Raw genomic sequence first — 24,424 nt, forward strand, 5'->3', positions numbered from 1 at the left:
CGGTTCTGGTATTCATAATAACCTATTTTCTACAATGTCAATCCTACACTGACTATGGAAATTTCCGATCCTTTCCCCGGTTGCCGGAGCGGCACCGGTTTTAATTATTGACCGAAACGGTCACCACGACGGGCAGGCTGGTGCAACCGCCCTGCGTCGCTGTGAAGGTATACGTGTAATTTCCGGCGGGTAAAGGTTCGTTGACTGTTACATTGCCCGTTCCCGTTCCGCTGGCGGGGGCTGGTGTTGTCGGTACCCGGTTCCAGTTGATCGTGGCCGAGGCCGCGGTGGCGGTGATGCTGGTTTGTTCCAACGCACAGATGACCGAGTTCAACGGAATCACCTGCACGACGGGGGCCGGGTTGATCGTAACCGTTATGATTTCGGTATCCTCGCACGAACCTGCCTGAGACGAAAGCGCGTAGACGACGGTTTGGGGTACGCCACTCACGTTGACGACGCCCGCAAAATTGATGGTCGTCCCGGTGCCGCTTTGGCCCAGGCTATTGGTCCAGGTAACGGGCGCACCTCCATCACCGGTGACGTTCAGGGTGGTGGCTGCACCCGAACAAACCGTCAGGCTGGGCGTACCGCTTACGGCCAGATTAGGCTGCGTTGCCACGACAACCGCCGTCGTCGTACGGCCCGAGCAGCCGCTCAAATCCGTAGCAGTGACGGTATAGCTGCCACTTTGGGCGCTGGTGGTCAGGGCGAGGGTCGGGTTCTGACTCGCGCTGTTAAAGCCGTTCGGACCCGTCCAGGCATAGGTATAAGAACCGCTTCCCCCTGCGGCCACAGCCGACAGAGACAGGGTTCCACTGGTACACTGCGGACTGTTGCTGCTGGCGAATACGCTCAGCGAACCAACCCGGATTTCAACCAGATAACCGGCAACACAGGACGTGCTGGCCGTTGGATCCGTAACCAGCAGGGAATACATGCCCGTCATGGCGGTGGTGGCCGCGGGCAAAGTCGGGTTGGCGGCATTGCTCGTAAAACCGTTGGGGCCGCTCCAGACATAGGTCACTGCGCCCAGATTCCCCGTTACCGTCGACGACAGGGTCACGACCTGCCCCACGCAAACCGCCGTTTGGCTGGCCGACGCGGTGACGGTGAGGTTACAGGGAACGGTACACTGATTCACCACAATCACACACGTAATGGTGGTCGACGACGGACACGAAGCCGGGGCCGCACTGACACCCCAGATTTTGTAGGTATTGGTCCCGGCCGTATTGAACAGTTGGCTGATGTTGCCGGTTCCGGTGGCCCCGTCCTCGACCCGCAGCCAGTTGATGGTGGCCGACACGCTGCTCACGAAGGTGATGGCTCCGGTTTCGCCCGAACAGATGGTTTGGGAGCAGACCGAGGGCGTGATGACCGGGACGGGGTTGACGGTGACCGTTACGACCGTAGAGGACGTACAGCCAAACTCGCCGGTCACGGCAGTATAGCTTACGAGAATTGGGGTCAGCCCGTTGTTCGCTGGTGCCGTTACCATCGTTGATGAGAATCCGGCGGTTCCGTCACTGCCTGTCCACCGCACCGGTGAGCCTGCTGGCGTTGTTGCAAAGGTTACACTGGCCTGCTGCCCGGAACAGATCGTCAGGCTGTTTTGGCTGGCGGTAAGCGAAGACGGTGTACAAACAATTGTTAGCTGATAATCTTCTACCTCCCCATTGCTCAAAGGACCGCAACTGGCTAAAGCGTTGAAAGCAGGATCCGACGAAAGCCGAAAACGAGCATAAACCGGTCCGGCGATGAGTCCCGAAAGACCATTCCAGGACACATTGATGTTCCCATTCGTCCCGGTTGGCACGGTGGCAACGGCAGACGCTTCCCCGGTATCGAAGGTTCCATTTCGGTTAAAATCAATCCAGCCAACCAGACTGGCTACAGTGCCTGTCGTATTTTGTACCGTTACCGGAACCGTATAGACCAGCGTAGAGGTTGTCAGCACCGGGAAAGCGGCTACGCCATCTTCATCGTCCGGCAAAATTGACGACAAGACAGAAGACGGAATTGGTTGCTTGGTAACGTTCGGTCCGGCGTAAGAAACCGTCAGTAAGGCACTAAAATCGTTCCCCTGCCAGTAAAGCACTTCAATCTGATGGCTACCGGGTGCCAGTGTAATGGTTCCGGATCGTTCGGTGGGCGTTTGTGCAAAATCATTATTAACAACGGTAGTACCATCAATCTTCAGAATCGATCCGTCGTCGGAATTGGTATAGAACGTATACACGCCCGCATCTTTGATAGTAATGTATCCTTTCATTCGAATCCCGTACATATTAGGATCGCCTTGATTGGCAGGAACTACCCCGAAGCTCGATACCAGACCGGTTACAGTAGCGCCCGAGGCAGGAATGTTAGCCGTGCTTCCCACCACACCATTGTAATATTCATACGTCAAAAATCCATCCCCGTTGTTATCATCTCCATCTGGAAGTGCCCCTGCTGCTGCGGGGATACCGTCCGTATTGCCATCGATCAATGCTCCCATTTTCAGGCCGGACGTAATCAGGTGACTGGCTCCGTTTGAGGTTTGCTCCGTACAATAGGTAGCGGGCAAATCGCCATAGTCACGCGTCAGATTTAAAGTAAAAACCGGTCCGAATTCCGACGTATTGTTTAAGGCATCGGTGGCGGTGGCGGTTAGTTTCAGGATGTTATTGACAAAAGCCGGAAGCGAATTTTGAGGAATAATTACCTGAAAGCGGTTGGCATTGGCATCGGTATTGCCATCGGCCACCGAATAGGATCCCGTCGTGGCATCCAGATCAATACCGACCGACCCTTCCTGAAACGAATAGAAGAAGTGTTCCCCCTCACCGTATTTGAAGCTCAAGCTTCCGCCGTCCGCGGTGTTATCGGCAGCAAACAGCTCGATTTTAGCTGCGGGTCGCGCAAATCCCGACACCACCAGATCTCCATTTGAATTGATGACGGCACTGCTAATGATCGGAAAATCATAGCCAATATTTCCCAAGCCAGTAGTGGTTATCCCATTGTTGATCGTTACCCCATTTCCCTGATCCCGGGTATTTGCCGTTGTTTCATCGGTCAGGTCAATCCCAAGCGTTCCATTGTTAAAAGTTGAATTCTGAGAGACCAGATTTCCGTTTCCGTTCGCAACCAGGATGGCCGGGCCACCACTGGCCGTGATGACGTTTTTCAAAATCTGATTGTTGAAGGTTGCCGGTCCACCAAAGGTAACAAACTGATTTACTGCTATTCCAGCCGTTTCCTGAACCAGTTGACCAGCTCCGATAATGGTGTTATTGCGAATGATATTATTACTGGCCCCCTGCAACAAGTGCATGCCATTGGCACCGGGTTTGAATATATAATTCCCCTCTATCAAATTATAATTAGGGTGATTAACCAGTGTGATGGCATCGCCAACCGTCGAAGAGAGCCCCGCCTGTATAATTTTATTTTGCTTGGTTACATTGTTATTCACGCCCAAGCCATTCAGGATGATTCCTCCGCCATTTAAATTATAGCCTACGATGTTATGGCTTACCTCAACATTGCTTCCCAGAATTTGCAATATACTACCGGTAGTAGCCAGGCTATTTCCTGAAAAAATACCCGTCGCGGTTGGCCCCAGGAAACAGTTCGTTATTTTAATGTTACTGACGCCCGGTTCAATTTCAGCCAAAGTTCCGTTCGTCGGCGATGAATTGGGCCCTACTACGGCAATGTTATCCATGACGGTTCCATCCGCTCCGGTGTTAATAAAAAAGCCTAACGTAGTAACACTGGGAAACGTGACTTCCACTTCAGGGCAATCGAAAGCCGGGATGGTGACCTGATCCACCCCTACCGTAATGGCTTCGCTGTTTAGACACGCGGTATTCGAACGCCCCGAGTTAATGGCCTGAGATTTCCCGTCAATGAAGACCGATCCTGAGATCAGAATTCCAGTCGGCATCGTAATTTTTGCGACATTGTTGGCATCCAACAGCGCGGGCGGTATGTTAAATTGAACAACATCCGCACCTGGATTTGCATTCGCATCCAGCAGTGCCTGATGAAATGACCCCGCACCCGTGGCATTGGTATTAGTAACCACATAGATATTGGCGAAAGCCGGTGCGACCATGCCCAGAATAACCAGAATCGTTCCGAATAAATGATAGAACAGAGATCGGGTCTTTCCCTTATCCTTTTCTTTTCCAGCAATAATCTCAAGATTCATAGCATTCATGCAGTTAAAAAGTCTTCGATAAGTATCCGGCCCGGTCTTCATTGCTGTACAGTTACGGTGACTGATTGGGATGAACTGGTGCAGCCATCATACGTTGTCGTAAAATTGTACGTATACGTGGCTGGTGGCAATGTTTGCGTCAGCAATACGCTGGTTGTACCGGTGCCACTGGCGGGTGGTGGATTGGGCGTGTTGGGGGTTCGGGTCCAATCGATCGTTGCTCCCGTCACGAGCGCGGTGGCCTGGACGGTCGCCGTTTCCAAATTACAGACAATGGAAACCGTGGGTGAAAGCTGGAGAATCGGTATGGGCTTTACTTTGATATACACTATCGCATTGTCCTGACACCCATTGGCCTGTGCGTCAACGACAATTTTAATGATTCCCGCTTCGCTGGCGTTGTTGGTTATGGTTCCCAAATTAATAGTCGTACCCGTGCCGGTTTGGCCAGTCGATGCCTGCCAGGTTACAGTAGCCCCGTTCGAACCGGAAACCGTCAACTGCGCGGGTGATCCGGAACAAATGGTGTAGGTGTCGTTGGGCAGACCAAAACTTAAATCAGGCGCATCGGTGATGACGACCGCGGTGATGGCCGATCCCGAACAACCATTGGTTGCAGTGACCACTAAAACGTAATTGCCACTCGCACTGGCTGTCGGATTGACGATGGTGGGATTGGGTTGATTGCTTGCAAACGAATTCGGTCCGGTCCAGGCGTAGGTAAAGGGAGCATACGTCAAGTCGGGTACGTTCGCATATAACTCCAGTGTTCCGCCCGAACAAACCGGACTGTTGCTGCTCGCCATTACACCCAGCGAACCGACATTGACCGCCACCGAAGCCGTTCGGATACAGGAGGTTGAAGAGGTTGGATCAGAAACGGTAACGGTATACAAACCGGAGGTGGCCGAAGTGGCCGCGGGCAAAGTCGGGTTGGCGGCATTGCTCGTAAAACCGTTGGGGCCGCTCCAGGCATAGGTCACTGCGCCCAGATTCCCCGTTACCGTCGACGACAGGGTCACGACCTGCCCCACGCAAACCGCCGTCTGGCTGGCCGACGCCGTCACCGTCAGGCTACAAATGGTTTCGATTCCCGCCAACGTATACACTGTGAAAGAACCCGGCACCACCGTGGCATTCGTCGTAATGGAACCGGCCGAAACCTGAGGTCCCAGGCCCGTGAAGGCACTCGCGCTGGTGGTCTGAACCAGCGAAGCCGGATCGACCGTCGACGGAATCGTAACCCACTGCGTGCCGTCCCAGCCGACAATGGTCAGTTTGCTGAAATCAGTGCCGATCATCGCGCTGATGGGCGTGTTGGCATCCCAGGTGAGGGTGATGCGCGCGGGCGTGGTGCCGTCGATGTCCCAGTATTCGACGTTATCGACCACACCGACGGTGGCGGCTTTGGAAGTGGTGGGAAACTCGGGGCCTCCGCCGGGCAGAATGCCGTAAGTCCCTCCTTTTAAATCGCTGGTGGTGGCCAGCCCCGGATCGACGCCGAAATAGGCTGCGGTGGTGGGGTTGGCACTGGACGAAGCCGACACGGCTGCCGGGCGGTAGGCATTGTTATCGCCAATCGGAAAAGTAAAGGGACCGCTTTGAAGAGTCCGCACGTAACCGTCGACAAAGGCCGAACTGCTGGCCCCAACCCAACTTGCGTTGGGGTTGACGAAGGTGTACATGCCGATGGCGGGTTGCCGCTCGGAGCCAATGATCCCGGCATTGATGGTACCACTCCCGTTCTGGAAGTCGTGTTGTCCAAAAATACCCATCTGCCCGCCGGTATGGACGAACGTACTGCCCGTGCTGCCGGATTGAGCCTCTGCCCAGCGGGCCATGACGGTCAACACAAATGTCAAGAGAACTCCCCATCTGTGCTTTCTGGTATACTGTCCCATCATCTTCGTTGCGATTTAAATCCTTTTATCTTTTTGTACTGATTGACTGACTTTCAATCTTTAATTGATTGAGCAAGCAAATTAATTGTTCGTTATTTTTAACAATCAGGGTTACTGAGGCCGTTTGCCTTTTTTACTGATACTGCAATCATTATTGACTTTATTTGTTCTTAGGACTTACGTCTGATAATTCTTTACACTTTCGCCTTTGCCCCTAAATCCCCTAAAGGGGACTTATAGCATCCGGATTAAGCTGCGTCCAAGTCCCCTTTAGGGGATTTAGGGGCAAAAAGCGAAAATCCTATATTTGGATTTTCAGCGAGCTTTCGTTGCAAATCCATCAATTCTGCCTGTAATGAAGGAAACTTTTTCAGCAAGCGTCTGGCTTCCCGCTTAAAGTTTTCGCTAACCCGGATTTCGACCTTCATTCTTTCTGCAACTCAGACAGAAAATCGTCTAATTTCTGCAAAGGTTTCCCCAGTGCGATGGAGTCGTGGACTTCTTTTAATCCCTGCTGAATACCCGTCATCACACGGACTTTTTGATGTAACTTTTTATAGCGCATCTGCATATTTTTCCAATCCTCAAGCGGAATTTGAACCATGCCCTGTTCATTGACGATATACCGCATAGGTGAATACCGGTTTTTGTTCACTATGCACCAAAATTACACAAATTCGCCCATTTCTCTTCACTCCGACACCGTCCACCTGCCGCACCTGCCCCCGATCCCAGGAACCGCCGACCCGGTTTGCCACCGCTCTGCCTGATGATTAATTCGAGATTTTTGTAATGGTCATATAAGCAGGCGCGCATGTCCCAGTCCAAATCGAGTTCACCGGAGGTTGGCCATCGGTCTGCATAGTATATCCCTCAAGAGAAATTCCATCACCTGGAGCCAACTGACCTGTATAAACCACTGATTGCCAGTCACCAGCAGGTGCTCCCATAGCAGTCACTCCTTTAAATAACGGGCCACCGTTTTCTGAAGTGATCCAGATCCGGGTCCAAAGTGCAACGGCTGCTCCCGTGGTACTGTTGCAGGATAGGCCAACCTGCACTGAATAGGTACCTGCCGTTGAGGCAACCCATCGTTTAGTCGTAGCATTCCATCCCGAACCGCCAATGGTCGGCGTCAACGGAATACGTTGATCAAGTTGATCGTGTGCTGTCCATGCTGGAATAACGTAACTAGTTGTTAGTTTTCCGCTAAATGCGGTTACAGGGATATTTAGCGTCGCTGGTTCCTGCCAACTCGCTCCCCCCACGGCATCCGATGTCAACACTTTCCCCGTCCCTTCTGTGCCATCCTGAATGGTCAACTTGCCGGAGGTTTTGTCTACTTTCACCTTGCGGTTGGGGGTCGAGGCTTCTACTTCCAGATTGGATTGGGTTTCGATGACCGTCGGATTGGAGCCAATTTTCACCTGAGCCTGGGTGGTTAATGCACTGAAAAGAAGGGCGGTTATCGCCAACGTATGTTTGATAGCGGTTTTCATGAGTGGTTCAAATATGAGAATGACAGAAATAGGAACAGGAACGGACGGGGCAGATCAGGCCCAGGGGGGTGTTGCCGTTCGGGGTAAAGAAGGAGCCTGGTACCTTTCGGCCGCACGGTAAATCACGGCGGATTCGGCGGATATCGACATGGTCACTACCCAGTGAAAATCGGTCGGCAGGCTATAAACATCCGGATGCTGGTTTTGGGCCGTCGGGGCCGTAGTTCGATCGGGTTTGAAACCGTCCGGCAGCGGACTGAACCGGCTTCCCGGTAACACCAGCAGCCTTGCCTGCGGAGCCAGCACCAGGCTGGACTTCGGCAGCACGTCGAGATGGCCGCGCTCAACCACCAGGGACTGGCGGACGATTAGTTTGCCCCGCACTTTCACGACAGTAGGATTGACAATCACCAGGTGGCTGACGGTTTTGTCGGCGGCTTCGATGACCTGGATTTCGTTCCCGGCCATCACCAGCCGACCTTCTCCCCCGAGGTCGGCGTTCAGGGTCAGTTGATCGCCAAAAAAACCGATGGATGCGTCGGCTGCTACGGAACAATCCCCAAACACCGTCAGGCCCGTCTGGGCTTGAACGGCGCTTCCCAGCAGGGGAAGCAGGATGGTTAGTAACAGCGAAAATGGTTTCATCCCGGTTTGGCAGATGCATATTCATCCGCATTGATCGTTGGCGATGGTATTTGTATTCTATTATTTGCTTACCCAAGCAATTATACTCAATCGGTGTCGTTTTACTTGAGACCGAAGCACCTGCAATTTGTCACTTTCCAATCCAAATTTATACACTTTTTTTCCTTATTTAGGTCTATTCCAAACACTTAACGGATGGCTGTGGCACAACCAGCGCACGGTCCCGGCAAAAAAAAATTACGTTTTTTTCAAACTTCGTGATAGTACCCCGTTGCCGAAACTTCAGCAACGGGGCGAACTACCAGAACGGGGAAATATGGTGTGTGTATAGTAAATAATTGCTTGCAAAAACAAGTTTTGTTATTCCTTTTTAATTCTCTTTCCCGTCATAGACAGTGACTACAGGTCTTCAAATACTGTACCCCATTCAATTGAAAAGTCCGCCAATGTGCGAACGGGAATCAAACCGGGCTGGTAAAAATCGGCAACCAGTTGATACCGATCACCTTCCAGCACAAAAACCGAGATATTTTTCTCACCCGGTGCGACGATCCAGTATTCCTTTACCCCGTTTTCCTCGTACAGATCGAACTTCTCTTTGGTATCGCGGGCCATTGAGCCTGGCGACAGAATTTCGATGATCCAATCCGGAGCACCGATACACCCCTGTTCATCGAGTTTAGCCGGATCACAAATGACGCTAATGTCCGGCTGCACGACGGTTTCGATCTCTTCGTTGGTTATGACGTGCGTAGTAGATAAACGCACATCGAATGGCGCATGATAGACCTGACACGTTTTTCCGCGGAGATATTGCTCGGTTTCCGCAAAGAGCCGTCCGGATAGGCGTTGATGAATCCGTTTCGGTGCCGGGCTCATTCGGGCGACTTTTCCTTTTATCAATTCGACCCACTCGTCCAATTGCCAGGTCAGGTAATCGGCATAGCTATATTTTTTACTTAGGTCGAGCTGCGAAAAGTCGGTGATGGTTGCCATAGGATTCTGATAAAGCGGTTTTAACAAATTTAGGCATGATTTACCATAAAACCCGAACCAGTAACGCATCATTCCGCTTGTTGAATTTCCTGTTCCTCATCCGGTGGTCGTCGTTTCGTTCGTTTTCGTCGTTTCGCCGATTGGGATTGAGCCCCCTCCTCGAATACAGTGTGAATGAGTTTCGCGACCAGTTCATCCCGTTGACGACCGGTGGCATGGTGTAACTGGATGACATCGATTTCGAATTTCCGGTTTGGCGATGATTTTGATCCCATTAGTGTGCAGATTACGATGAGGACTAAACGCAACAGCAAAGCCGGGCCAACCCGTTGACCCGGCCTTGCTTATAATCGTCCTTTTTTCGTTTGCGTAATGGTGATGGGAATACAGGCGGTTGGTTTGCAGCAATCTCCGTTGACAAAAATAGCCGGGCAACAACCCTGGATCGGGCACTGCGCGTTGGAAGCGGTAAATGAGTAGCTGCCGGCGGTCGTCACCTGCAGGGATAAGCCGGTAGCGCCCTGAATGATTTGTCCGTCTTTGTACCATTGAATGCCCGTATACCCGCTGGGTAAGCCAATCTGGTAGGTGTCGCCATCGCAAATGTTGACCGGGATGGCGATGCAGGCCACGCCGATGTCGTCTTCCAGCAGGTTATCGTTGTTGGGTGTCGAGTCAGTATCGGGCTGGTCGGCTTTGCTGACTTCGGCTTTGTTAAACCAGGTGCCCACCGTGGTTACTTTTGCGGTGATGACCAACTGAACGGTAGCCCCCGCATTGACTGTACCAACGGTCCAAATCCCGGTATTGGCGTTGTAGGTTCCGTTGCTGCTCTGGTACATCAATCCCGCCGGTAGCAAATCTTTTACTTCGACGCCGGTGGCATTGCCTCCCCCGCTGTTCAACAAGGTCAGTGTATAGGTAATCACCTCATTCAGCGCCGGTTGTGATTTACTAACGGTTTTGGTGAGCGAGAGGTCGATGGATTGAACGGTTGTTTGGGTCACGGTGATCCGGAGCCAGGCCTGGTCGCAAACCGTCGGATTGTTTTGCTTACAGACCTGATACTGAACGCTGTCTTTACCGACGTAGCCATTGGTGGGCGTGTAAATGTAAGAACCATCAGGGTTGATGGTAATCGAACCGTGTTTGGGAGCCGTAACGGGCGTCGTGGTCACGACCAGGGTCAGCGGGTCGGTGAGGTCGTTGGTGCGAACATTGCCGTTGACGGGCGTATTGACGGGCGTGGTGGCGATGTCGTCGATGGCATTGATGGAACAATAGTCGGGAATACAAACCTGCAGATTACCGAAAATGCCGCCAGCCGCCACGTTTTTGAGTTCGTACCCACCGGTTGCCTGCGCATTGGTGATGTACTCATTCATCCCGGTAACCGGAAAAATGGTATCGGTATGCCAGACGATGGAAAAGCAGTTGTTTTGAATCAGTTGCGTATTGACGATATCGAACTGAATGGTCGAAACGGTGATCCAGTTGATGCCAACGGAAGCGGCTCCGGTTCCCGAACCACCATAGGTGGTGTTGAGCGAAACGGTTCCTATGGTGGGCCCGAACGAACTGCCGTTCAGATTCTGGATTCCATACCGGACATCGCTCGCCGGAGCCTGGCTGGAAAAATTTTCCTGCGTCAGAATGACCGGATTTTTGATGATTCGGGGGTCATAATCGAATCGGTAGTTCGCATCGCCCATCAGAAACGTACCCTGCGTATTGCTGGCTTTCACCTGCACGTTGATAACGGCTTTGCCGGTGGTACAGTCGATGGTCTTAACCAAAAATCGGACGTCGAATTTTCCATTCTGAGCGAATGAGGCACTCACCGCTAACAGAAAAAGACCCGCAAGGAGGTAGATTTTTTTTTTCATATTCATCAACGACTAACTACGACAAGTGCTATGACTCCAACTGGTTTTTTACAATGTATTTCATCAAAAACCGGCTCCGGCCACGTTTCCGGCCCTTTCGGGAATAACATTCGTTAATGTAGACTTCCTATTGAGAAAAAAGTCACACTAATATTTTTGTGTGTACAAAATATTATTCAGGCAAAAACCGTCATATCTGTCGAGCTTAAAAGTAGACATACGATGGCTTTCCGGCTTACGGCGTTTTCAAAATCCGCTCCAGCATCTGCTTTCCGCCCTGGTTATCGGCATTCAGCTCAATTGATTTCCGGTACATCGCAATGGCTTCTTCTTTCCGGCCATTTCTGAACAGCGCTTCGCCGTAGCTGTCATACACATTCCAGCTTGCCGGAAACAAGGTTACATTGAGTTTGAAAATGCTGAGGGCTTCGGTTAGTTGTCCCCGCCCCATCATCCGATACGCCCAGTCGTTCAGATCGGTTTCGGATGGTTGGAAAGCCGCGTTCTTTGCTTTTTCTTCCTGAAATACCGCATAGGCCTGCTCAAAACCCCGTTTCCGCAACTGCATGTGGAGCGTGGTAATGGGATCGGATTTCGGAATTTCCGGATTATAAAAACCCGCCAGTTCGTCAATGAATTCTTCCGGAGAAGAACCGGCCAGGTTGGTTAAAACGATGATGGCCAGGTCGTCTTCGGGGTAAACAAACAAAGCCGAACGACCACCGCCGGTGGTAATCATGGCCCGGTGGCGGGGTCGTGGTTTGGTTACCCAGCCCATCGCCCACTGCGTCGGCGTTCCGTCATTGTAGTTTCCCGGCGTCCAGAGGGTCGCGAGGGCGGTTTTGGTTCGAAAAAGTTTGCCCTGTTGCAGCGCCATGACCCAATGGGCCAGATCCTCCGCCGTGCTGTTCATGCCCGAAGCCGTCCGGCGAAAGGCTGGAAAAATTTCGTACGAATTAGTGATTTTGCCTAGCGGATAGGCTTGTCCATCCATTCGGGTCACATACCCGTACGACTGCGTTTTGTTTGGAATCACATCGCGGGAATCGCCAAAACCGGTGTTGGGCATCCCTGCCACCTGAAACTGCCGCTCCCGGAAAACCTCCGCGAATGGTTTCTCCCGGAACTGATCAATGATCTTCCCCAGTAAGGCATAGTTCGTCTGGTTATACAGAAATTGCGTTCCGGTCGGAAAATCCATAGGCATGGCTTTCGTTTTCGCCCAGGCCGTTTCTTCATCCATCACCCGGCCCATCGGCGCGGAGTCGATGACCCGGAGAATGTCCGGCAATCCGGAAACGTGCGTCAGCAGTTGCCGGATCGTGACGGGTTGCCAGCTTGCCGGCAGGTCGGCGAGGTAGCGGGATACCGGAGCCGCCAGGTCTACTTTCCCTTCTTCCACCAACTGCATGATGGCCACGCCGGTGAAGGCTTTCGTGCAGGAATTGATCGAAAAAACACTCTGGGTGGTCACCGGTGTCCCATACTGGAGATTACCGATCCCGTACGATTTGAGCAGAACGAGTTTACCCCGCTGAACCACCGCCACCTGAAGGCCGGGAATCCGGCGTTCCTGCATTTCGCGCCGGATCAGGGTTTCCACCTGGTCGGTTTGGGCCAGCGAGGCCGTGTTGATGAACAGGCCGATAAGTAGTAAGGTCATGACTGCCATCCGTAGCAGCCGGGGATCAAGTTTGTCGTTCATTGTTTTTGTTGTCTTTTTCGGGGAGAATATCGTTCAACGGTGTAAAGACCAAAGATTCGTCACCACGTTGCGCGGGAAACTCCCGGAACAACCAAAGGTTACACGCAGACGTCAATTTTAATGTCAACCGAACGGTTTTAAGGCAAGGACGAAAGAAGTATATATAATTAAATTATATATTGCAGAAAAATACCGCCTTTGCTATGCTTGTTCCGACTTTTTCTATAGGCATCCGTGCCCATCTCCTCTTACTCCTATCCGGTTGGTACACGACGACCCAGGCACAATCCAATCTGTCCGAAAAAATCCGGCAAATAGAAAATCATCTTTTACCAGCCATCGTCGTGGAGGGCGAAGAGGTCGAACCGCTCAACATGGCTGATCGGATGAAGCAACTCAGAATCCCCGGACTCAGCATTGCCGTGATCAAAGACGGAGAAATAGAATGGGTAAAGGGCTACGGGTTTGCCAGTCAGGAAGAGCAACGGGCGGTCAATGAAAACACCATGTTTCAGGCGGCTTCGATCAGCAAACCGCTAACAGCCCTCGCAACGTTGCACTGGGTTGAAAAAGGAATGTTCTCCCTGGACACGAACATCAATGCCTACCTGAAAAACTGGCAAGTTCCTGATACGAAATACACAACGACTGAAAAAGCAACGCTCCGGCGAATCATGAGCCACACCGCCGGGTTGACCGTACACGGTTTTCGGGGGTACGCAGCAAACGAAGAAATACCGTCCCTCATTCAGATTCTGAAGGGTGAAAAACCGGCTAATTCACCGGCTGTTCTACCGGACACGGTTCCCGGTCGCATCTTCCGGTATTCGGGGGGAGGGTATACGGTTTTGCAAAAAGCATTGGTCGATCAGCTCAAAAAACCGTTTCCAACGCTGATGCACGAGACGGTTTTATCGAAACTCGGGATGCACCACAGCAGCTACGAACAGCCACTCGCGGAGCGGTTTCGTACTTTGGCCGCCACTGGTTATCAGAGCAACGGCAAGGCTCTCAAAGACCGCTACCATACCTACCCCGAAATGGCGGCTGCCGGTTTATGGACTACCCCTTCGGATCTGGCTCGCTACATCATCGACATTCAGCAATCGCTGCAAGGCAAATCCAACCGATTGATTTCCAAATCAATGGCGGAGCAGATGTTAACCAAAAACCTGGATTGGTATGGTCTGGGGCCGATGATGCAAAACGAGGGAGATTTGCTGCTTTTTATTCACGGCGGCTCCAACAAAGGTTTTCGCAGTTTGTATGTAGCGCAGGCTAATCACGGCAACGGCGTGGTGATTATGACGAATTCGGACAATGGTTTCACGATTATCTACGACCTGATGCGAAGCATCTCGAACGTGTATGGCTGGAATTTCTACCGTCCCATGTCCGTTAAAAAATTCACCCTGAATCCCGGGCAGATCAGCCGGATCGTTGGAAAATACGACATGACGCATTATTCATTTGAGATGATTCAGACCAACGGTAAAATGTATCTCAAACCAAACTGGGATGAACCGGCGGTTGAAATGATTGCTGAAAGCCGGGAGGTTATGATTGACCGGGACGGACAGCACCGGCTGGAGTTGCTATACGACGATGCTCATACCGTTGTAGGTGCCCACATATTCGGAGATGCCTTCAAGAAAATGAAATAAAGGAGCCAATGCTGGTGTCAGGCAAACGAGTTTTTCCTAACTTCCCGGCTCGTGCTTTTCAAGACCCGATTCACATGGAAGACCAACTCTTAGGCCTGCACCACATCACCGCCATCGCCGGAAATGCCCAGCGAAATTTCAATTTTTACACGAAAATCCTCGGGCTCCGGTTTATCAAAAAAACCGTCAATTTCGACGATCCGAACACCTACCATTTCTACTTCGGCGACGAAGGCGGATCACCGGGAACCATCCTGACGTTCTTTCCGTGGGGAACCGTTCAGCCGGGCCGCAGAGGCACCGGCATGGCGACCGAAATTGGCTATTCCGTTCCCGAAGGAAGCCTGGAATTCTGGCAAAAACGCTTCGTGGATCACAACGTCATTTACAACAAACCGACGCAGCGATTCGGCGAAACCTACCTCCCTTTTCTCGATCCCGATGGCCTGAAACTCGAACTGATCGTTTCCAAAACCGCCGACGACCGGAAACCGTGGGAGACGAACGACGTTAGCGCAGCCGTTGCCACCAAAGGATTTCACAACGTGACGCTGACGCTGGAAAACATCAAAGGCACCGCCGATATTTTAACCGATGTCTTTGGTTATCAACTCATCGACCAGCACGTCAATCGCTACCGGTTTGCCACCAGCGCGGTCGACAATGCGAATCTGGTGGATCTGGTGGAAGTGCCGGGCGAAGCGCGCGGGCATGTGGCCGGTGGCACCATTCACCACGTCGCGTTCCGGGTCAAAGACGAAGCCGTTGAGAAACACTTTCAGGAAAAAATTGCCGCCAAAGGTTTGCAGGTTACCGATCAGATCGACCGGAATTATTTCCATTCCATCTATTTCCGCGAACCGGGCGGTGTGCTGTTTGAAATCGCAACCGACAATCCCGGTTTTACGATAGACGAACCGCTGAATGAACTGGGGACGCATCTGAAACTACCCGCCCAGTATGAACCCCGCCGGGCGCAAATCGAGGGGCAGTTGCCGGTTTTGGTGTAAATTGAAAATGGGTAACTCCGTAAATTGATTACCCATTTTCAATTAGTTGTCCGTATACGTTTACGTTGGTCTAGTTGGTTTTATTAAATAACCGGGACGTTATTACCCCGTCAGGGGTTCAACAGCGCAGCGTCGGTAGATAAGGTTATCCCCGTCCCTGCGTGCCGTCAGGTACGTAACGCTTTACCTCAACCATGCTGTCGCGTGCCTGACGGCACGCAGGGATAGGGTGATTTCATTTTTTTGACTACCGACGCTACGCTGTTAAATCCCTTCGGGATAAATAGGGATTATTACAAATACACCCTCACCATTTGCTGCCAGTATTCGGCCCGGTGCGCCCGGCCTTCCCAGACGTACAAATCGTGCGGAATCTGCTTTTCGCCCAATGAAAAACTCAGGGCCCGGTTGTTGTCGAAGAAGGGATCCTGCTGACCGATGGCGATCAGGAAATGCATCCGGCGCAGCAACGCCAGCGTGCCTTCGTCGTGGAGGTTGGGCAAAAAATGCGTGGGGGTATTGAAGTAAATGGTTTCGTCGTAGTAGGAATCGAACAATCCGCGAAAGCTCTCCACGGGTGCCGACAAGTCATACCGCCCGCTCAGGGCGACCACTTTCCCGAACCAGGCAGGATGCCGCAACGCAATGTTCACCGCGTGAAAAGCGCCAAAGCTACAGCCCAGGGCGATCATGAACGGCTGGGGATTTTTCATCCGGGTGAAGGGCAGCACTTCTTCCAGAATGTAATTTTCGTAGTGCAGATGACGGTGTACACGCTCGTGCGGAGGAATCCATTTGCTGTATAAACTCTCGGCATCGATGCTATCGACGCAGAACAGTTGCAGATTCCCGCTTTCGAGTTTGTCGGCCAGAGCATCGACCAGACCAATGTTTTCAAACTCGTAAAACCGCCCCCGCCGGGTCGGAAACACCAGCACCCGCGCACCGGCATGACCAAACACTAAAAGCTCCATGTCGCGGTTCAGCCGGGGACTAAACCATTTTTGGTATTCGCGATGCATACAACTTCTTTATTCGGCAGGCAAGATGCATCCTTTTTTAATTACCGAACAGCTTTTTAGTTAAACAATTTGTTAAAAAATCTCAGGATGCTGCAACAACGTCTGTTGCCACAATGTATAGCCTGTCCGGTTCAGGTGCAGGCCATCGCTGTCGAACAGTTCCCAGCGGGGGCGTCCTCCCCCATCGAGCATCGGCGTGAAGACGTCCACAAAGTGATAACCGGGCAGGGTTTCGATTTTCTGCTGAATCAGGTGATTGGCAAACCGGATGCGGTCGATGATGTGCCAGCGGGCGGGGCTGGGCTTGATGGCCACAAAGGTAAACGGTGTTTCCGGCATGTATTGCTGCATTTTACTGGTCAGCGCGCAGAAGAACAGATACACTTCCTCCGGATGACGTCCATCGCCCAGGTCGTTGTCGCCGGCATAAAACACGATGGAACGCGGTTGGACCGGCAGTACCAGCCGTTCAAAAAACCAGCCACAGGCCGCCAGTGTCGAGCCCCCAAAACCAATATTCAACACCTGTTCTCCGGAAAAATCGTGGTCCAGCGTTTTCCACAGGCGGATGGAAGAACTGCCGTAAAAAACCGTGCGGTTGGTAACTTCTGCGGTGGAGCGAACCTTTTTTTCAAGTTGATGGACCTCGTCTTCGTACCAGAACATAGGGGTTTGGGGAATAGATACGCAAAAATACAGCTTTGCACTGAACGTACCTACGGACTTCAGGCAATAGCCAGCCGAAAGTAAAAAGCCGCCCCCGGTTCAACCCCTTCTTTCAACCCGATTTCTCCGCCCATTGTCTGAATAAATTCCCGGGAAATGGCCAGGCCCAGGCCCGTACCGCTCACCGAACCGTTCTGGCCGGGAGCGCGAAAATACCGGTCGAAAACCCGCGCCCGGTGTTCGGGGCGCAAACCGGGGCCGTAATCCCGAACCACAAACTCCACCTGATTGCCAAGCTGCTGAGCCGAAATATGAACCACATTTTCTTCGGGACTGTGTCGGATGGCATTCGACAACAGGTTGACCAACACCCAGGTGGCTTTGTCGGGATCGGCTTTGATCGCGGGCAAATCCGAAAAACCGGACACCTCAAACCGCACCTGCCGCTGCTGGGCCGCCACTTCCAGCGCGCGGGTTGCATACTGCACCAGATCCGACGGATCGACGGCCTTGATCGTCAGTTGAATCTGACCCGATTCCACCTGCGCCAGATTCAACAGCTCACCGGTGATGTTCAACAACCGGTCGGCGTCGTTGCGGACGTGATCAACCAGTTGCTTCTGTTCTTCGTTCAACGCGCCCACCCGCTGATCATCCAGCAGTTTCAGACTCATCTTGATGGCCGAAATCGGTGTTTTCAACTCGTGGGAAACCGTTGCGATGAAATTCGTTTTGGCCAGATCGCGCTCCTGGTAGGCGGTTATGTTTTCCAGTACAATCACCCACCCGGCGGCCACCGGCTGGTTTTCGCCGGTGCGCGTCAGCGTGACGACGTGCGTCTGCCGGTTAAAATAGCTTTCTTTTCCTTCGTCGACAATTTTGAGTAAACCGCCCGCCACCTGGGGTTCCGTCGCCGGTTCCACCAGATTCTGGAGCAGCGTCCGCAGCAAATCATTGGTCAGGGCCGCATCCGGCGCGTATTTTCCGATTAGTTCGGCTTCCTGAACGCCCAGCAACCGGCAGGCAACGGGGTTCACAAACCGGATTGTCTTTTTCTCGTCCAGTCCGATAATTCCGTTGTCCATCAATTGAATGAGGGTATCGATGCGCTTCTTTTCAAACAGCACGTCGGCCAGTTTGGTGTGCTCATACTCATCCAGTTTGTGCGCCATCGAATTGAACGCCCGCGCCAGATCACCAAATTCGTCGTTGGATTTAAAATGCAGTCGCTCCTCAAAATTCCGGCTGGCCACTTCCTGAATACTGCGCGTCAGTTCGCGCAGCGGATTGGCAATGTAGCCGGGAAAATTGATGATGAACGAAAACAGAATCAGGAAACTGAAGGTGCCGGTAACAGCCAGCCAGATCAGCGCATCTTTGGCGGTTTGCTCGGCCACGGTATTTTTCCGAAACATGGCCTGCTGGTTAATGGCTCCCAGTTGCAGCAGGTTCTGTTGAATCCGGGCCACCGTCAGGGAGTCATTCCGACTTCCTGATTTCAACCGGTCGAAGTCTACGCGCACAGCTTCCACCAGTTCCTTCTCCCCTTCTTCCGTCAAATTTGCTTCCTGCCGACGCAGTGACGTGTCGAAGGCCTTGATTGAATTGGGGTCGGAATTGCGCGTCAGCAACGCTTTCTGCATTCCGCCAACGAATTGAAGGGAGGTATAATTATCCTTCAGAATGGCCCGGGCGTCGTCCGATAATTGGTTCAGGTAATACATTCCCAAACCGCCCAGCAACAGCATAACGGCAAACAAGAATCCGAGCGCCAGCGATAGTTTTAGTTTAATCGTCATGACAGAATAACTAAATCAATGTCCGATTCCGATAACATAGTGAGCAACTGATTGAATGCATGGGTCCGCAGAATCACCTGGAAGAGGTTGAAATGCGGTTTGCCGATGCAGACCGTGGTAATCTTGCGCTTTTCACACTCCTCAACCAGCGCATTAAAGATACTCGTGTTTTTTACCCGGATCACCTCGGCCCCCAATTCCGTCGCCAGTTTTAAATTATTGATCAAATGCCGTTGCACATCCAGCTTGATGCGGTTGGGGTCTTCGGCGGGCGTCTGCACATAGAGTACACACCACCGGGCCTGGTAATAAGCCGCCAGGCGGGCGGTTTTGCGAATCACGCGCCGGGCCACGACGTGGTTGGTGCTGATAGACGCCATCAGCCGTTCGTGCCGAAACTGGGTGTTGACGGGCAGCGTGGTTTCCACTTTCCGTTCCACTGCCGTCACCACTTCCTTGAGCGCCAGTTCGCGGAGTTGCAGGATTTTTTCCGCCTGAAAGAAGTTGCGCAGGGCGGTTTCTACCTTGGCCGGATCGTAGATTTTCCCTTCTTTCAGACGTGTAATCAGTTCATCTACCGTTAGATCGATGTTCACCACTTCGTCGGCTGCCTGCAAAACCCGGTCGGGAACGCGCTCGGCAACCTCGATTCCGGTGATGTCGTGAACCTCGTCATACAGACTTTCGATGTGCTGAATGTTCACCGCACTCACCACGTTGATGCCCGCATCGAGAATGTCGAGCACATCCTGCCACCGCTTTTCATTTTTCGAACCGGGAATGTTGGTGTGCGCCAGTTCGTCCACGATGACCAGTTCGGGATGCCCGTTCAGAATCGTTTGCAGATCCATTTCTTCCAGCTCGCGGCCTTTGTAAAACACCTTCCGTCGCGGAATCATCGGCAAACCCGCGATCAGTGCCTGGGTTTCGGACCGGTTGTGGGTTTCCACGTACCCGATTTTTACGTCGATTCCTCCCCGCAGCAAGGCGTGCGCTTCCTGCAACATGCGGTAGGTTTTACCCACGCCCGCACTCATCCCGATGTAAATCTTGAATTTTCCCCGGCGCGACGCCTGAATGAGCCGGAGAAAGTGTTCGGCGGATTGATCGCGGTCGTTTTCCATTGTTTTCTGAGAGGATAGAGGATAGACAAGAGAGTAAAGACGCAATTTCCTCACGAAGAACTTTTGTCTTTACTCTCTTGTCTATCCTCTCCCTTCTATTTAAAAACTGATCGCCAGTGAGGTTGTCAGTGCGTTGTTGGTTCGTTTGGCCGGGCTGGTTGCGGTTTCGGCAAAAATCGCATCCTTGCTGTTGAAACCCCGGTATTCGATTCGCCAAACGGCATTTGGCAGAATATGGTAGTCATAGTTGACGGAATAGCCCCAGGTTTTAAAACCGTTGGGCCGTTCCGCCGATAGTGTATTGATAATCACTCCGTTCGGATCATTGTAATACTCAACCCGCCCGGCAACGTAGCTTTTTGAACTGGTGGCATACCGGAAAAGGATCACCGGCGAATACCAGACGTATCGCTTCAGTATTCCCTCATCAACGATCGGTTTTCGCTCGGCTCCGATGTCGAAGCCCAGCGTAAGTCCGAACTTGCCGGTTGGGTTGATGATGGCATAAAAGTTATTGAAAAACCGGGGCTGGTCCAGTGAATCTGCATGATCGGCTCCCAGAAACGTGCTCCAGTTTAGGGTCACTTTTGAACTCGGCCTAAACTGTACCTGCGTACTGAAAGCCGGTTTGGTATACCCCGGTAAGCGGTTGATCCGCTGCCAGCCGTTGAGCACTGATCCCAGCAACGTCCATTTTCCGTTCGGCGTGTTATACGTCAGCTTGGCTCCGGCCAGGTAATACGGCGAATTTTCGGCTAACATGCTGCGTGTCAGCGTCCAGCAATCCCTGGAAACCGCACTTTCGAAACCGATGTGCGACGAAAAAACACCGGCATCGAGCCATAAATCGCGGTTTTTGCTAAGCTTCACACCCGCATTGGCTTCGTAAATATTGCGGAGCAGCGGCTGCTCGGCGGCATAATTGTATTGGGCATACGTCCCGACCTGAATGGCCAGATTGGCGCGGACTCCCTCATTCGCGTAGGCCGCTTTGAGAAAAGCCAGATTCACATTGACTTCCCGGTTTCGCTTGTGGTTATACAGAAAACCGGGGCGTTCCTGCGCCCGGGGCTGGTCCAGATCCTGAACGTAATACAGTTCGGCGTACCCGGAAAGGGTGAGACCGGAAGCAGAAGAGTTTGTACTATCTACTGATTGAGCGAATGAATATTCATTGCCTAAAGCCAGCAATGGGATGATGATGAAAAGCTTTTTCATGATTTTAAACGGACCAAAGACTAAAGTCGGTGCGATCCCGATACTCCCAAACAATACATTTTAGAAGGATCACACAAACGAATTGACTTTCAATAACCAGGTATTCTTACACATTTTATCGGTCATCCCTACGGGATTTGTTGCATCTGATCGGCGCCTGATTCGGCGGGTTGAAACCCACCGCTACAACATGATTCATCCCTACGGGATTTATGTATTCGATCCTGACTACATTGGGGGGATAGAACCCACCGTTACGAAATGCTTCATCTCTCCGGGATGATCAAATCTAAAAATCCCGTAGGGATGAAGCATCTTGTAGCCCCCGGTTTGAACCGGGGGTAGAGATGAATGAGGTAGGTCTAAAATCCCGAAGGGATGACCGATAAAATACGTAAGAACGTTTAAACTTAAAACTTACTAAATTCGTTGGGCACTTAATTCGTCTAAACTGACATTCAGACGCAATACATTCACTTTGGCCGGGCCGAAAAGCCCCAACAGAGGCCCTTCGGTTTGGCTATCAACCAGTTGGTTTATTTTTTCAACGGAAATCCCGCGTACGCTGGCAATGCGCGCCACCTGAATTTTGGCCGCTGCGGGCGACAGATCCGGATCGAGACCGGAGCCGGAAGCCGTCACCAGTTCCACCGGAATATCGGCTTTCTGAACGCCCGGATTATGCACCAGAAACGTATCGATCCGCGCCTGAACGGTTTTCAGGTAATCCGGGTTGCTCGGACCTTTGTTGGAACCCGCCGAACCGGCTGCGTTGTAATCCACCGCCGACGGGCGGCCGTTGAAATACCGGTCTTCCGTAAACGACTGCCCAATTCGGGAATATCCGACCACTTTTCCGTTGACGACAACGGTTTCACCCTGGCCACCGCCGGGTACTAACCGGGAAATACCGGCCACGAGCAAGGGATACATGACCGCTAACAAAACCAGCATAACGAGGGTCAGTCGAAGGGCCGGGAAGAGATGAGTTTTCATTTTTGTATTTGATTAAACGAATAAACCGACTACTAAATCCAATGCTTTGATGCCGATAAACGGCGCGATGAGCCCGCCAAACCCGTAGATAAACAGATTCCGGCGGAGCAGCGCACTGGCCCCAATCGGTTTGTATTCCACACCCCGCAGCGCCAGCGGAATCAGCATCGGAATGATGATGGCGTTGAAAATAACCGCCGATAGAATGGCCGACTCCGCGCTGTGCAACCGCATGATGTTCAGACTCTGCAAGGCCGGTATCGAAACCGTAAAAAGCGCCGGAACGATGGCAAAATACTTGGCGACGTCGTTGGCAATCGAGAAGGTCGTCAGCGTTCCGCGGGTAATGAGCAACTGTTTGCCAATCTCCACGACCTCGATCAGCTTCGTCGGGTCGTTGTCCAGATCGACCATGTTCCCGGCTTCTTTGGCGGCTTGTGTCCCGCTGTTCATCGCCACGCCTACATCGGCCTGGGCCAGGGCCGGGGCATCGTTGGTGCCATCGCCCATCATCGCCACCAGCTTGCCGCCGGTTTGCTCGTTGCGGATGTAGTTCATTTTGTCTTCCGGTTTGGCTTCAGCGATGTAGTCATCGACCCCGGCTTTTTCGGCGATAAACTTGGCTGTCAAGGGGTTATCACCCGTTACCATGACGGTTTTAACGCCCATTTTCCGCAGCCGGTCGAAGCGTTCGGCAATACCGGGTTTGATAATATCCTGCAACTCGATGACCCCCATCACGCTATCGTTTTGGGAGACAACCAGGGGCGTTCCCCCATTCGCAGCAATTTTTTTGGCCTGCTCTTCAGTCTCTTCCGGGAACGCATGACCTGCGCGTTTGACCATTGTCCGAATGGAATCCGTCGCGCCTTTGCGAATCCGAAGCAGACCGTTGCTTTGATCCGGCAGGTCGATCCCCGACGAGCGGGTTTCGGCGGTAAACTTGATCAGCGTCGCGCCGGTGGTGCTCAGATTACGCGTAACCTCCGTGCCGGCCAACTCCACAATCGACTTGCCTTCCGGTGTTTCATCGGCCAGCGAACTCAGTGCGCTGGATCGGATCATGTCGGTTTTGGAGACGCCCGGCGCGGGATAAAAGTGGGTGGCCTTCCGGTTTCCAATCGTGATCGTCCCGGTTTTGTCGAGCAGCAGCGTATCGATGTCGCCCGCCGTTTCGACGGCCCGGCCCGACTTGGCAATCACGTTGGCCCGCAGCGCCCGGTCCATCCCGGCAATTCCGATGGCCGACAGCAAACCGCCAATGGTGGTTGGAATCAGACAGACAAACAGCGAAATCAAGGCCGCAATCGTGATGGGCGTATTGGCGTAATCGGCAAACGGTTTCAGCGCGACGCAGACGATGATAAAAATCAGCGTAAAACCGGCCAGCAGGATCGTCAGCGCAATTTCATTCGGTGTTTTCTGGCGACTGGCTCCTTCCACGAGTGCGATCATTTTATCCAGAAACGATTCGCCCGGCTGGGTGGTCACCTGCACTTTAATCCGGTCGGACAGCACTTTGGTACCACCCGTTACGGATGATTTATCACCTCCGGCTTCGCGAATGACCGGGGCCGATTCGCCCGTAATGGCCGACTCGTCGATGGTGGCCAGGCCTTCGATAATCTCGCCATCGGACGGAATGATGTCGCCGGTTTCGCAAACAAACACGTCGCCTTTCACCAGTTGCGACGACGGAATGGTCTGGACTTCGTTTACTTTCATGTTTCCTACCGCGCGAATCACTTTGGCGGGGGTTTCCTGCCGGGTTTTCCGCAGCGATTCGGCCTGCGCTTTCCCCCGGGCTTCGGCAATGGCTTCGGCGAAGTTGGCAAACAGGACGGTAATCAACAGAATCAGGGTGATGACGGTATTATACCCCAGCGTTCCCTGCGAAGTGTCGCCTGAGAGAGCAATGTACGCCGTTACCAGTACCATGATCAGCGTGCCGATTTCGACCGTGAACATGACCGGGTTCTTGATCAGAACCACCGGATTTAATTTGATAAATGACTCCCGAATGGCTTTCCCAACGAGCTCGCGCTGGAAGAGGGAGGATTGTTTTGGCTGTGCCATAATG

General features: G+C 52.4%; 19 protein-coding genes. 3 read left to right on the forward strand and 16 right to left on the reverse strand.

The window, feature by feature from the left end:
• Positions 1–100: 100 nt before the first annotated feature.
• The 7 genes from ACO064_RS06205 to ACO064_RS06235 form a co-directional block, all read right to left on the reverse strand.
• A complete protein-coding gene (locus ACO064_RS06205; RefSeq protein ID WP_421826527.1) occupies positions 101–4,204 on the reverse strand; it encodes a PA14 domain-containing protein in 4,104 nt (1,367 codons plus the stop codon).
• A gap of 47 nt (positions 4,205–4,251) precedes the next feature.
• Entirely contained in the window at positions 4,252–6,054 is a 1,803-nt protein-coding gene (locus ACO064_RS06210; RefSeq protein ID WP_421826528.1) for a hypothetical protein, read from the reverse strand.
• Positions 6,055–6,362: 308 nt separating this feature from the next.
• The gene (locus ACO064_RS06215) at positions 6,363–6,542 is read right to left on the reverse strand and encodes a hypothetical protein (RefSeq protein WP_421826529.1); all 180 of its coding nucleotides are present in this window, start codon (positions 6,540–6,542) and stop codon (positions 6,363–6,365) included.
• The gene (locus ACO064_RS06220) at positions 6,539–6,745 is read right to left on the reverse strand and encodes a hypothetical protein (protein WP_421826530.1); all 207 of its coding nucleotides are present in this window, start codon (positions 6,743–6,745) and stop codon (positions 6,539–6,541) included. The genes ACO064_RS06215 and ACO064_RS06220 overlap by 4 nt, the downstream gene beginning before the upstream one ends.
• A 142-nt stretch (positions 6,746–6,887) precedes the next feature.
• Positions 6,888–7,613 (reverse strand): hypothetical protein, encoded by a 726-nt coding sequence (locus ACO064_RS06225; RefSeq protein ID WP_421826531.1) that lies wholly within the window; start codon positions 7,611–7,613, stop codon positions 6,888–6,890.
• 54 nt (positions 7,614–7,667) lie between these two features.
• On the reverse strand, positions 7,668–8,258 hold the full coding sequence (locus tag ACO064_RS06230; protein ID WP_421826532.1) for a hypothetical protein: 591 nt from the start codon (positions 8,256–8,258) through the stop codon (positions 7,668–7,670).
• 399 nt (positions 8,259–8,657) lie between these two features.
• A complete protein-coding gene (locus ACO064_RS06235) occupies positions 8,658–9,254 on the reverse strand; it encodes a Uma2 family endonuclease (protein WP_421826533.1) in 597 nt (198 codons plus the stop codon).
• A 35-nt stretch (positions 9,255–9,289) separates the two neighbouring features.
• Here ACO064_RS06235 and ACO064_RS06240 point away from each other — a divergent pair, with 35 nt between their 5' ends.
• Positions 9,290–9,478, forward strand: coding sequence for a hypothetical protein (locus ACO064_RS06240; protein ID WP_421826534.1), 189 nt, complete (start codon positions 9,290–9,292; stop codon positions 9,476–9,478).
• A gap of 120 nt (positions 9,479–9,598) precedes the next feature.
• Here the strand turns inward: ACO064_RS06240 and ACO064_RS06245 are convergent, their stop codons facing one another.
• Positions 9,599–11,140 (reverse strand): Ig-like domain-containing protein, encoded by a 1,542-nt coding sequence (locus ACO064_RS06245; RefSeq protein ID WP_421826535.1) that lies wholly within the window; start codon positions 11,138–11,140, stop codon positions 9,599–9,601.
• A gap of 235 nt (positions 11,141–11,375) precedes the next feature.
• Positions 11,376–12,845 (reverse strand): serine hydrolase, encoded by a 1,470-nt coding sequence (locus ACO064_RS06250; protein ID WP_421826536.1) that lies wholly within the window; start codon positions 12,843–12,845, stop codon positions 11,376–11,378.
• A 203-nt stretch (positions 12,846–13,048) separates the two neighbouring features.
• On the opposite strand from ACO064_RS06250, the gene ACO064_RS06255 reads away from it, so the two are divergent.
• A complete protein-coding gene (locus ACO064_RS06255) occupies positions 13,049–14,509 on the forward strand; it encodes a serine hydrolase domain-containing protein (RefSeq protein ID WP_421826537.1) in 1,461 nt (486 codons plus the stop codon).
• Between the two features lie 74 nt (positions 14,510–14,583).
• Positions 14,584–15,519: a ring-cleaving dioxygenase gene (locus tag ACO064_RS06260; protein WP_421826538.1), complete on the forward strand. Its 936-nt coding sequence runs from the start codon at positions 14,584–14,586 to the stop codon at positions 15,517–15,519.
• Positions 15,520–15,812: 293 nt separating this feature from the next.
• On the opposite strand, the gene ACO064_RS06265 is transcribed toward ACO064_RS06260, so the two are convergent.
• The 7 genes from ACO064_RS06265 to kdpB form a co-directional block, all read right to left on the reverse strand.
• Entirely contained in the window at positions 15,813–16,541 is a 729-nt protein-coding gene (locus ACO064_RS06265; RefSeq protein ID WP_421826539.1) for an esterase family protein, read from the reverse strand.
• Between the two features lie 72 nt (positions 16,542–16,613).
• Positions 16,614–17,207 (reverse strand): SGNH/GDSL hydrolase family protein, encoded by a 594-nt coding sequence (locus ACO064_RS06270; RefSeq protein ID WP_421826540.1) that lies wholly within the window; start codon positions 17,205–17,207, stop codon positions 16,614–16,616.
• A 59-nt stretch (positions 17,208–17,266) separates the two neighbouring features.
• Positions 17,267–19,006: an ATP-binding protein gene (locus ACO064_RS06275; protein WP_421826541.1), complete on the reverse strand. Its 1,740-nt coding sequence runs from the start codon at positions 19,004–19,006 to the stop codon at positions 17,267–17,269.
• Positions 19,003–20,130: a sensor protein KdpD gene (locus ACO064_RS06280; protein ID WP_421826542.1), complete on the reverse strand. Its 1,128-nt coding sequence runs from the start codon at positions 20,128–20,130 to the stop codon at positions 19,003–19,005. Before ACO064_RS06280 ends, ACO064_RS06275 begins: the two co-directional genes overlap by 4 nt.
• Before the next feature lie 99 nt (positions 20,131–20,229).
• Complete coding sequence (locus ACO064_RS06285; protein ID WP_421826543.1) at positions 20,230–21,348, reverse strand: porin; 1,119 nt, start codon at positions 21,346–21,348, stop codon at positions 20,230–20,232.
• Positions 21,349–21,768: 420 nt separating this feature from the next.
• The gene (locus ACO064_RS06290) at positions 21,769–22,344 is read right to left on the reverse strand and encodes a K(+)-transporting ATPase subunit C (RefSeq protein ID WP_421826544.1); all 576 of its coding nucleotides are present in this window, start codon (positions 22,342–22,344) and stop codon (positions 21,769–21,771) included.
• 12 nt (positions 22,345–22,356) lie between these two features.
• Positions 22,357–24,420, reverse strand: a complete 2,064-nt coding sequence (gene kdpB, locus ACO064_RS06295; RefSeq protein WP_421826545.1) for a potassium-transporting ATPase subunit KdpB — start codon at positions 24,418–24,420, stop codon at positions 22,357–22,359.
• Positions 24,421–24,424: the final 4 nt, after the last annotated feature.

It is taken from the genome of Larkinella sp. (genome assembly GCF_965227735.1).
Taxonomy (GTDB): domain Bacteria; phylum Bacteroidota; class Bacteroidia; order Cytophagales; family Spirosomataceae; genus Larkinella.

Excerpts from the sequence above, each read along its gene's own strand:
- ACO064_RS06230 (WP_421826532.1), bottom strand. The coding sequence starts at position 8,258 with ATGAAACCATTTTCGCTGTTACTAACCATCCTGCTTCCCCTGCTGGGA.
- ACO064_RS06245 (WP_421826535.1), bottom strand. The coding sequence starts at position 11,140 with ATGAAAAAAAAAATCTACCTCCTTGCGGGTCTTTTTCTGTTAGCGGTG.
- ACO064_RS06215 (WP_421826529.1), bottom strand. The coding sequence starts at position 6,542 with ATGAAGGTCGAAATCCGGGTTAGCGAAAACTTTAAGCGGGAAGCCAGA.
- ACO064_RS06280 (WP_421826542.1), bottom strand. The coding sequence starts at position 20,130 with ATGGAAAACGACCGCGATCAATCCGCCGAACACTTTCTCCGGCTCATT.
- ACO064_RS06205 (WP_421826527.1), bottom strand. The coding sequence starts at position 4,204 with ATGAATCTTGAGATTATTGCTGGAAAAGAAAAGGATAAGGGAAAGACC.
- ACO064_RS06250 (WP_421826536.1), bottom strand. The coding sequence starts at position 12,845 with ATGAACGACAAACTTGATCCCCGGCTGCTACGGATGGCAGTCATGACC.
- ACO064_RS06240 (WP_421826534.1), top strand. The coding sequence starts at position 9,290 with ATGATTTACCATAAAACCCGAACCAGTAACGCATCATTCCGCTTGTTG.
- ACO064_RS06265 (WP_421826539.1), bottom strand. The coding sequence starts at position 16,541 with ATGCATCGCGAATACCAAAAATGGTTTAGTCCCCGGCTGAACCGCGAC.
- ACO064_RS06270 (WP_421826540.1), bottom strand. The coding sequence starts at position 17,207 with ATGTTCTGGTACGAAGACGAGGTCCATCAACTTGAAAAAAAGGTTCGC.
- ACO064_RS06220 (WP_421826530.1), bottom strand. The coding sequence starts at position 6,745 with ATGCGGTATATCGTCAATGAACAGGGCATGGTTCAAATTCCGCTTGAG.
- ACO064_RS06260 (WP_421826538.1), top strand. The coding sequence starts at position 14,584 with ATGGAAGACCAACTCTTAGGCCTGCACCACATCACCGCCATCGCCGGA.
- ACO064_RS06285 (WP_421826543.1), bottom strand. The coding sequence starts at position 21,348 with ATGAAAAAGCTTTTCATCATCATCCCATTGCTGGCTTTAGGCAATGAA.
- kdpB (WP_421826545.1), bottom strand. The coding sequence starts at position 24,420 with ATGGCACAGCCAAAACAATCCTCCCTCTTCCAGCGCGAGCTCGTTGGG.
- ACO064_RS06290 (WP_421826544.1), bottom strand. The coding sequence starts at position 22,344 with ATGAAAACTCATCTCTTCCCGGCCCTTCGACTGACCCTCGTTATGCTG.
- ACO064_RS06255 (WP_421826537.1), top strand. The coding sequence starts at position 13,049 with ATGCTTGTTCCGACTTTTTCTATAGGCATCCGTGCCCATCTCCTCTTA.
- ACO064_RS06225 (WP_421826531.1), bottom strand. The coding sequence starts at position 7,613 with ATGAAAACCGCTATCAAACATACGTTGGCGATAACCGCCCTTCTTTTC.
- ACO064_RS06210 (WP_421826528.1), bottom strand. The coding sequence starts at position 6,054 with ATGGCCCGCTGGGCAGAGGCTCAATCCGGCAGCACGGGCAGTACGTTC.
- ACO064_RS06235 (WP_421826533.1), bottom strand. The coding sequence starts at position 9,254 with ATGGCAACCATCACCGACTTTTCGCAGCTCGACCTAAGTAAAAAATAT.
- ACO064_RS06275 (WP_421826541.1), bottom strand. The coding sequence starts at position 19,006 with ATGACGATTAAACTAAAACTATCGCTGGCGCTCGGATTCTTGTTTGCC.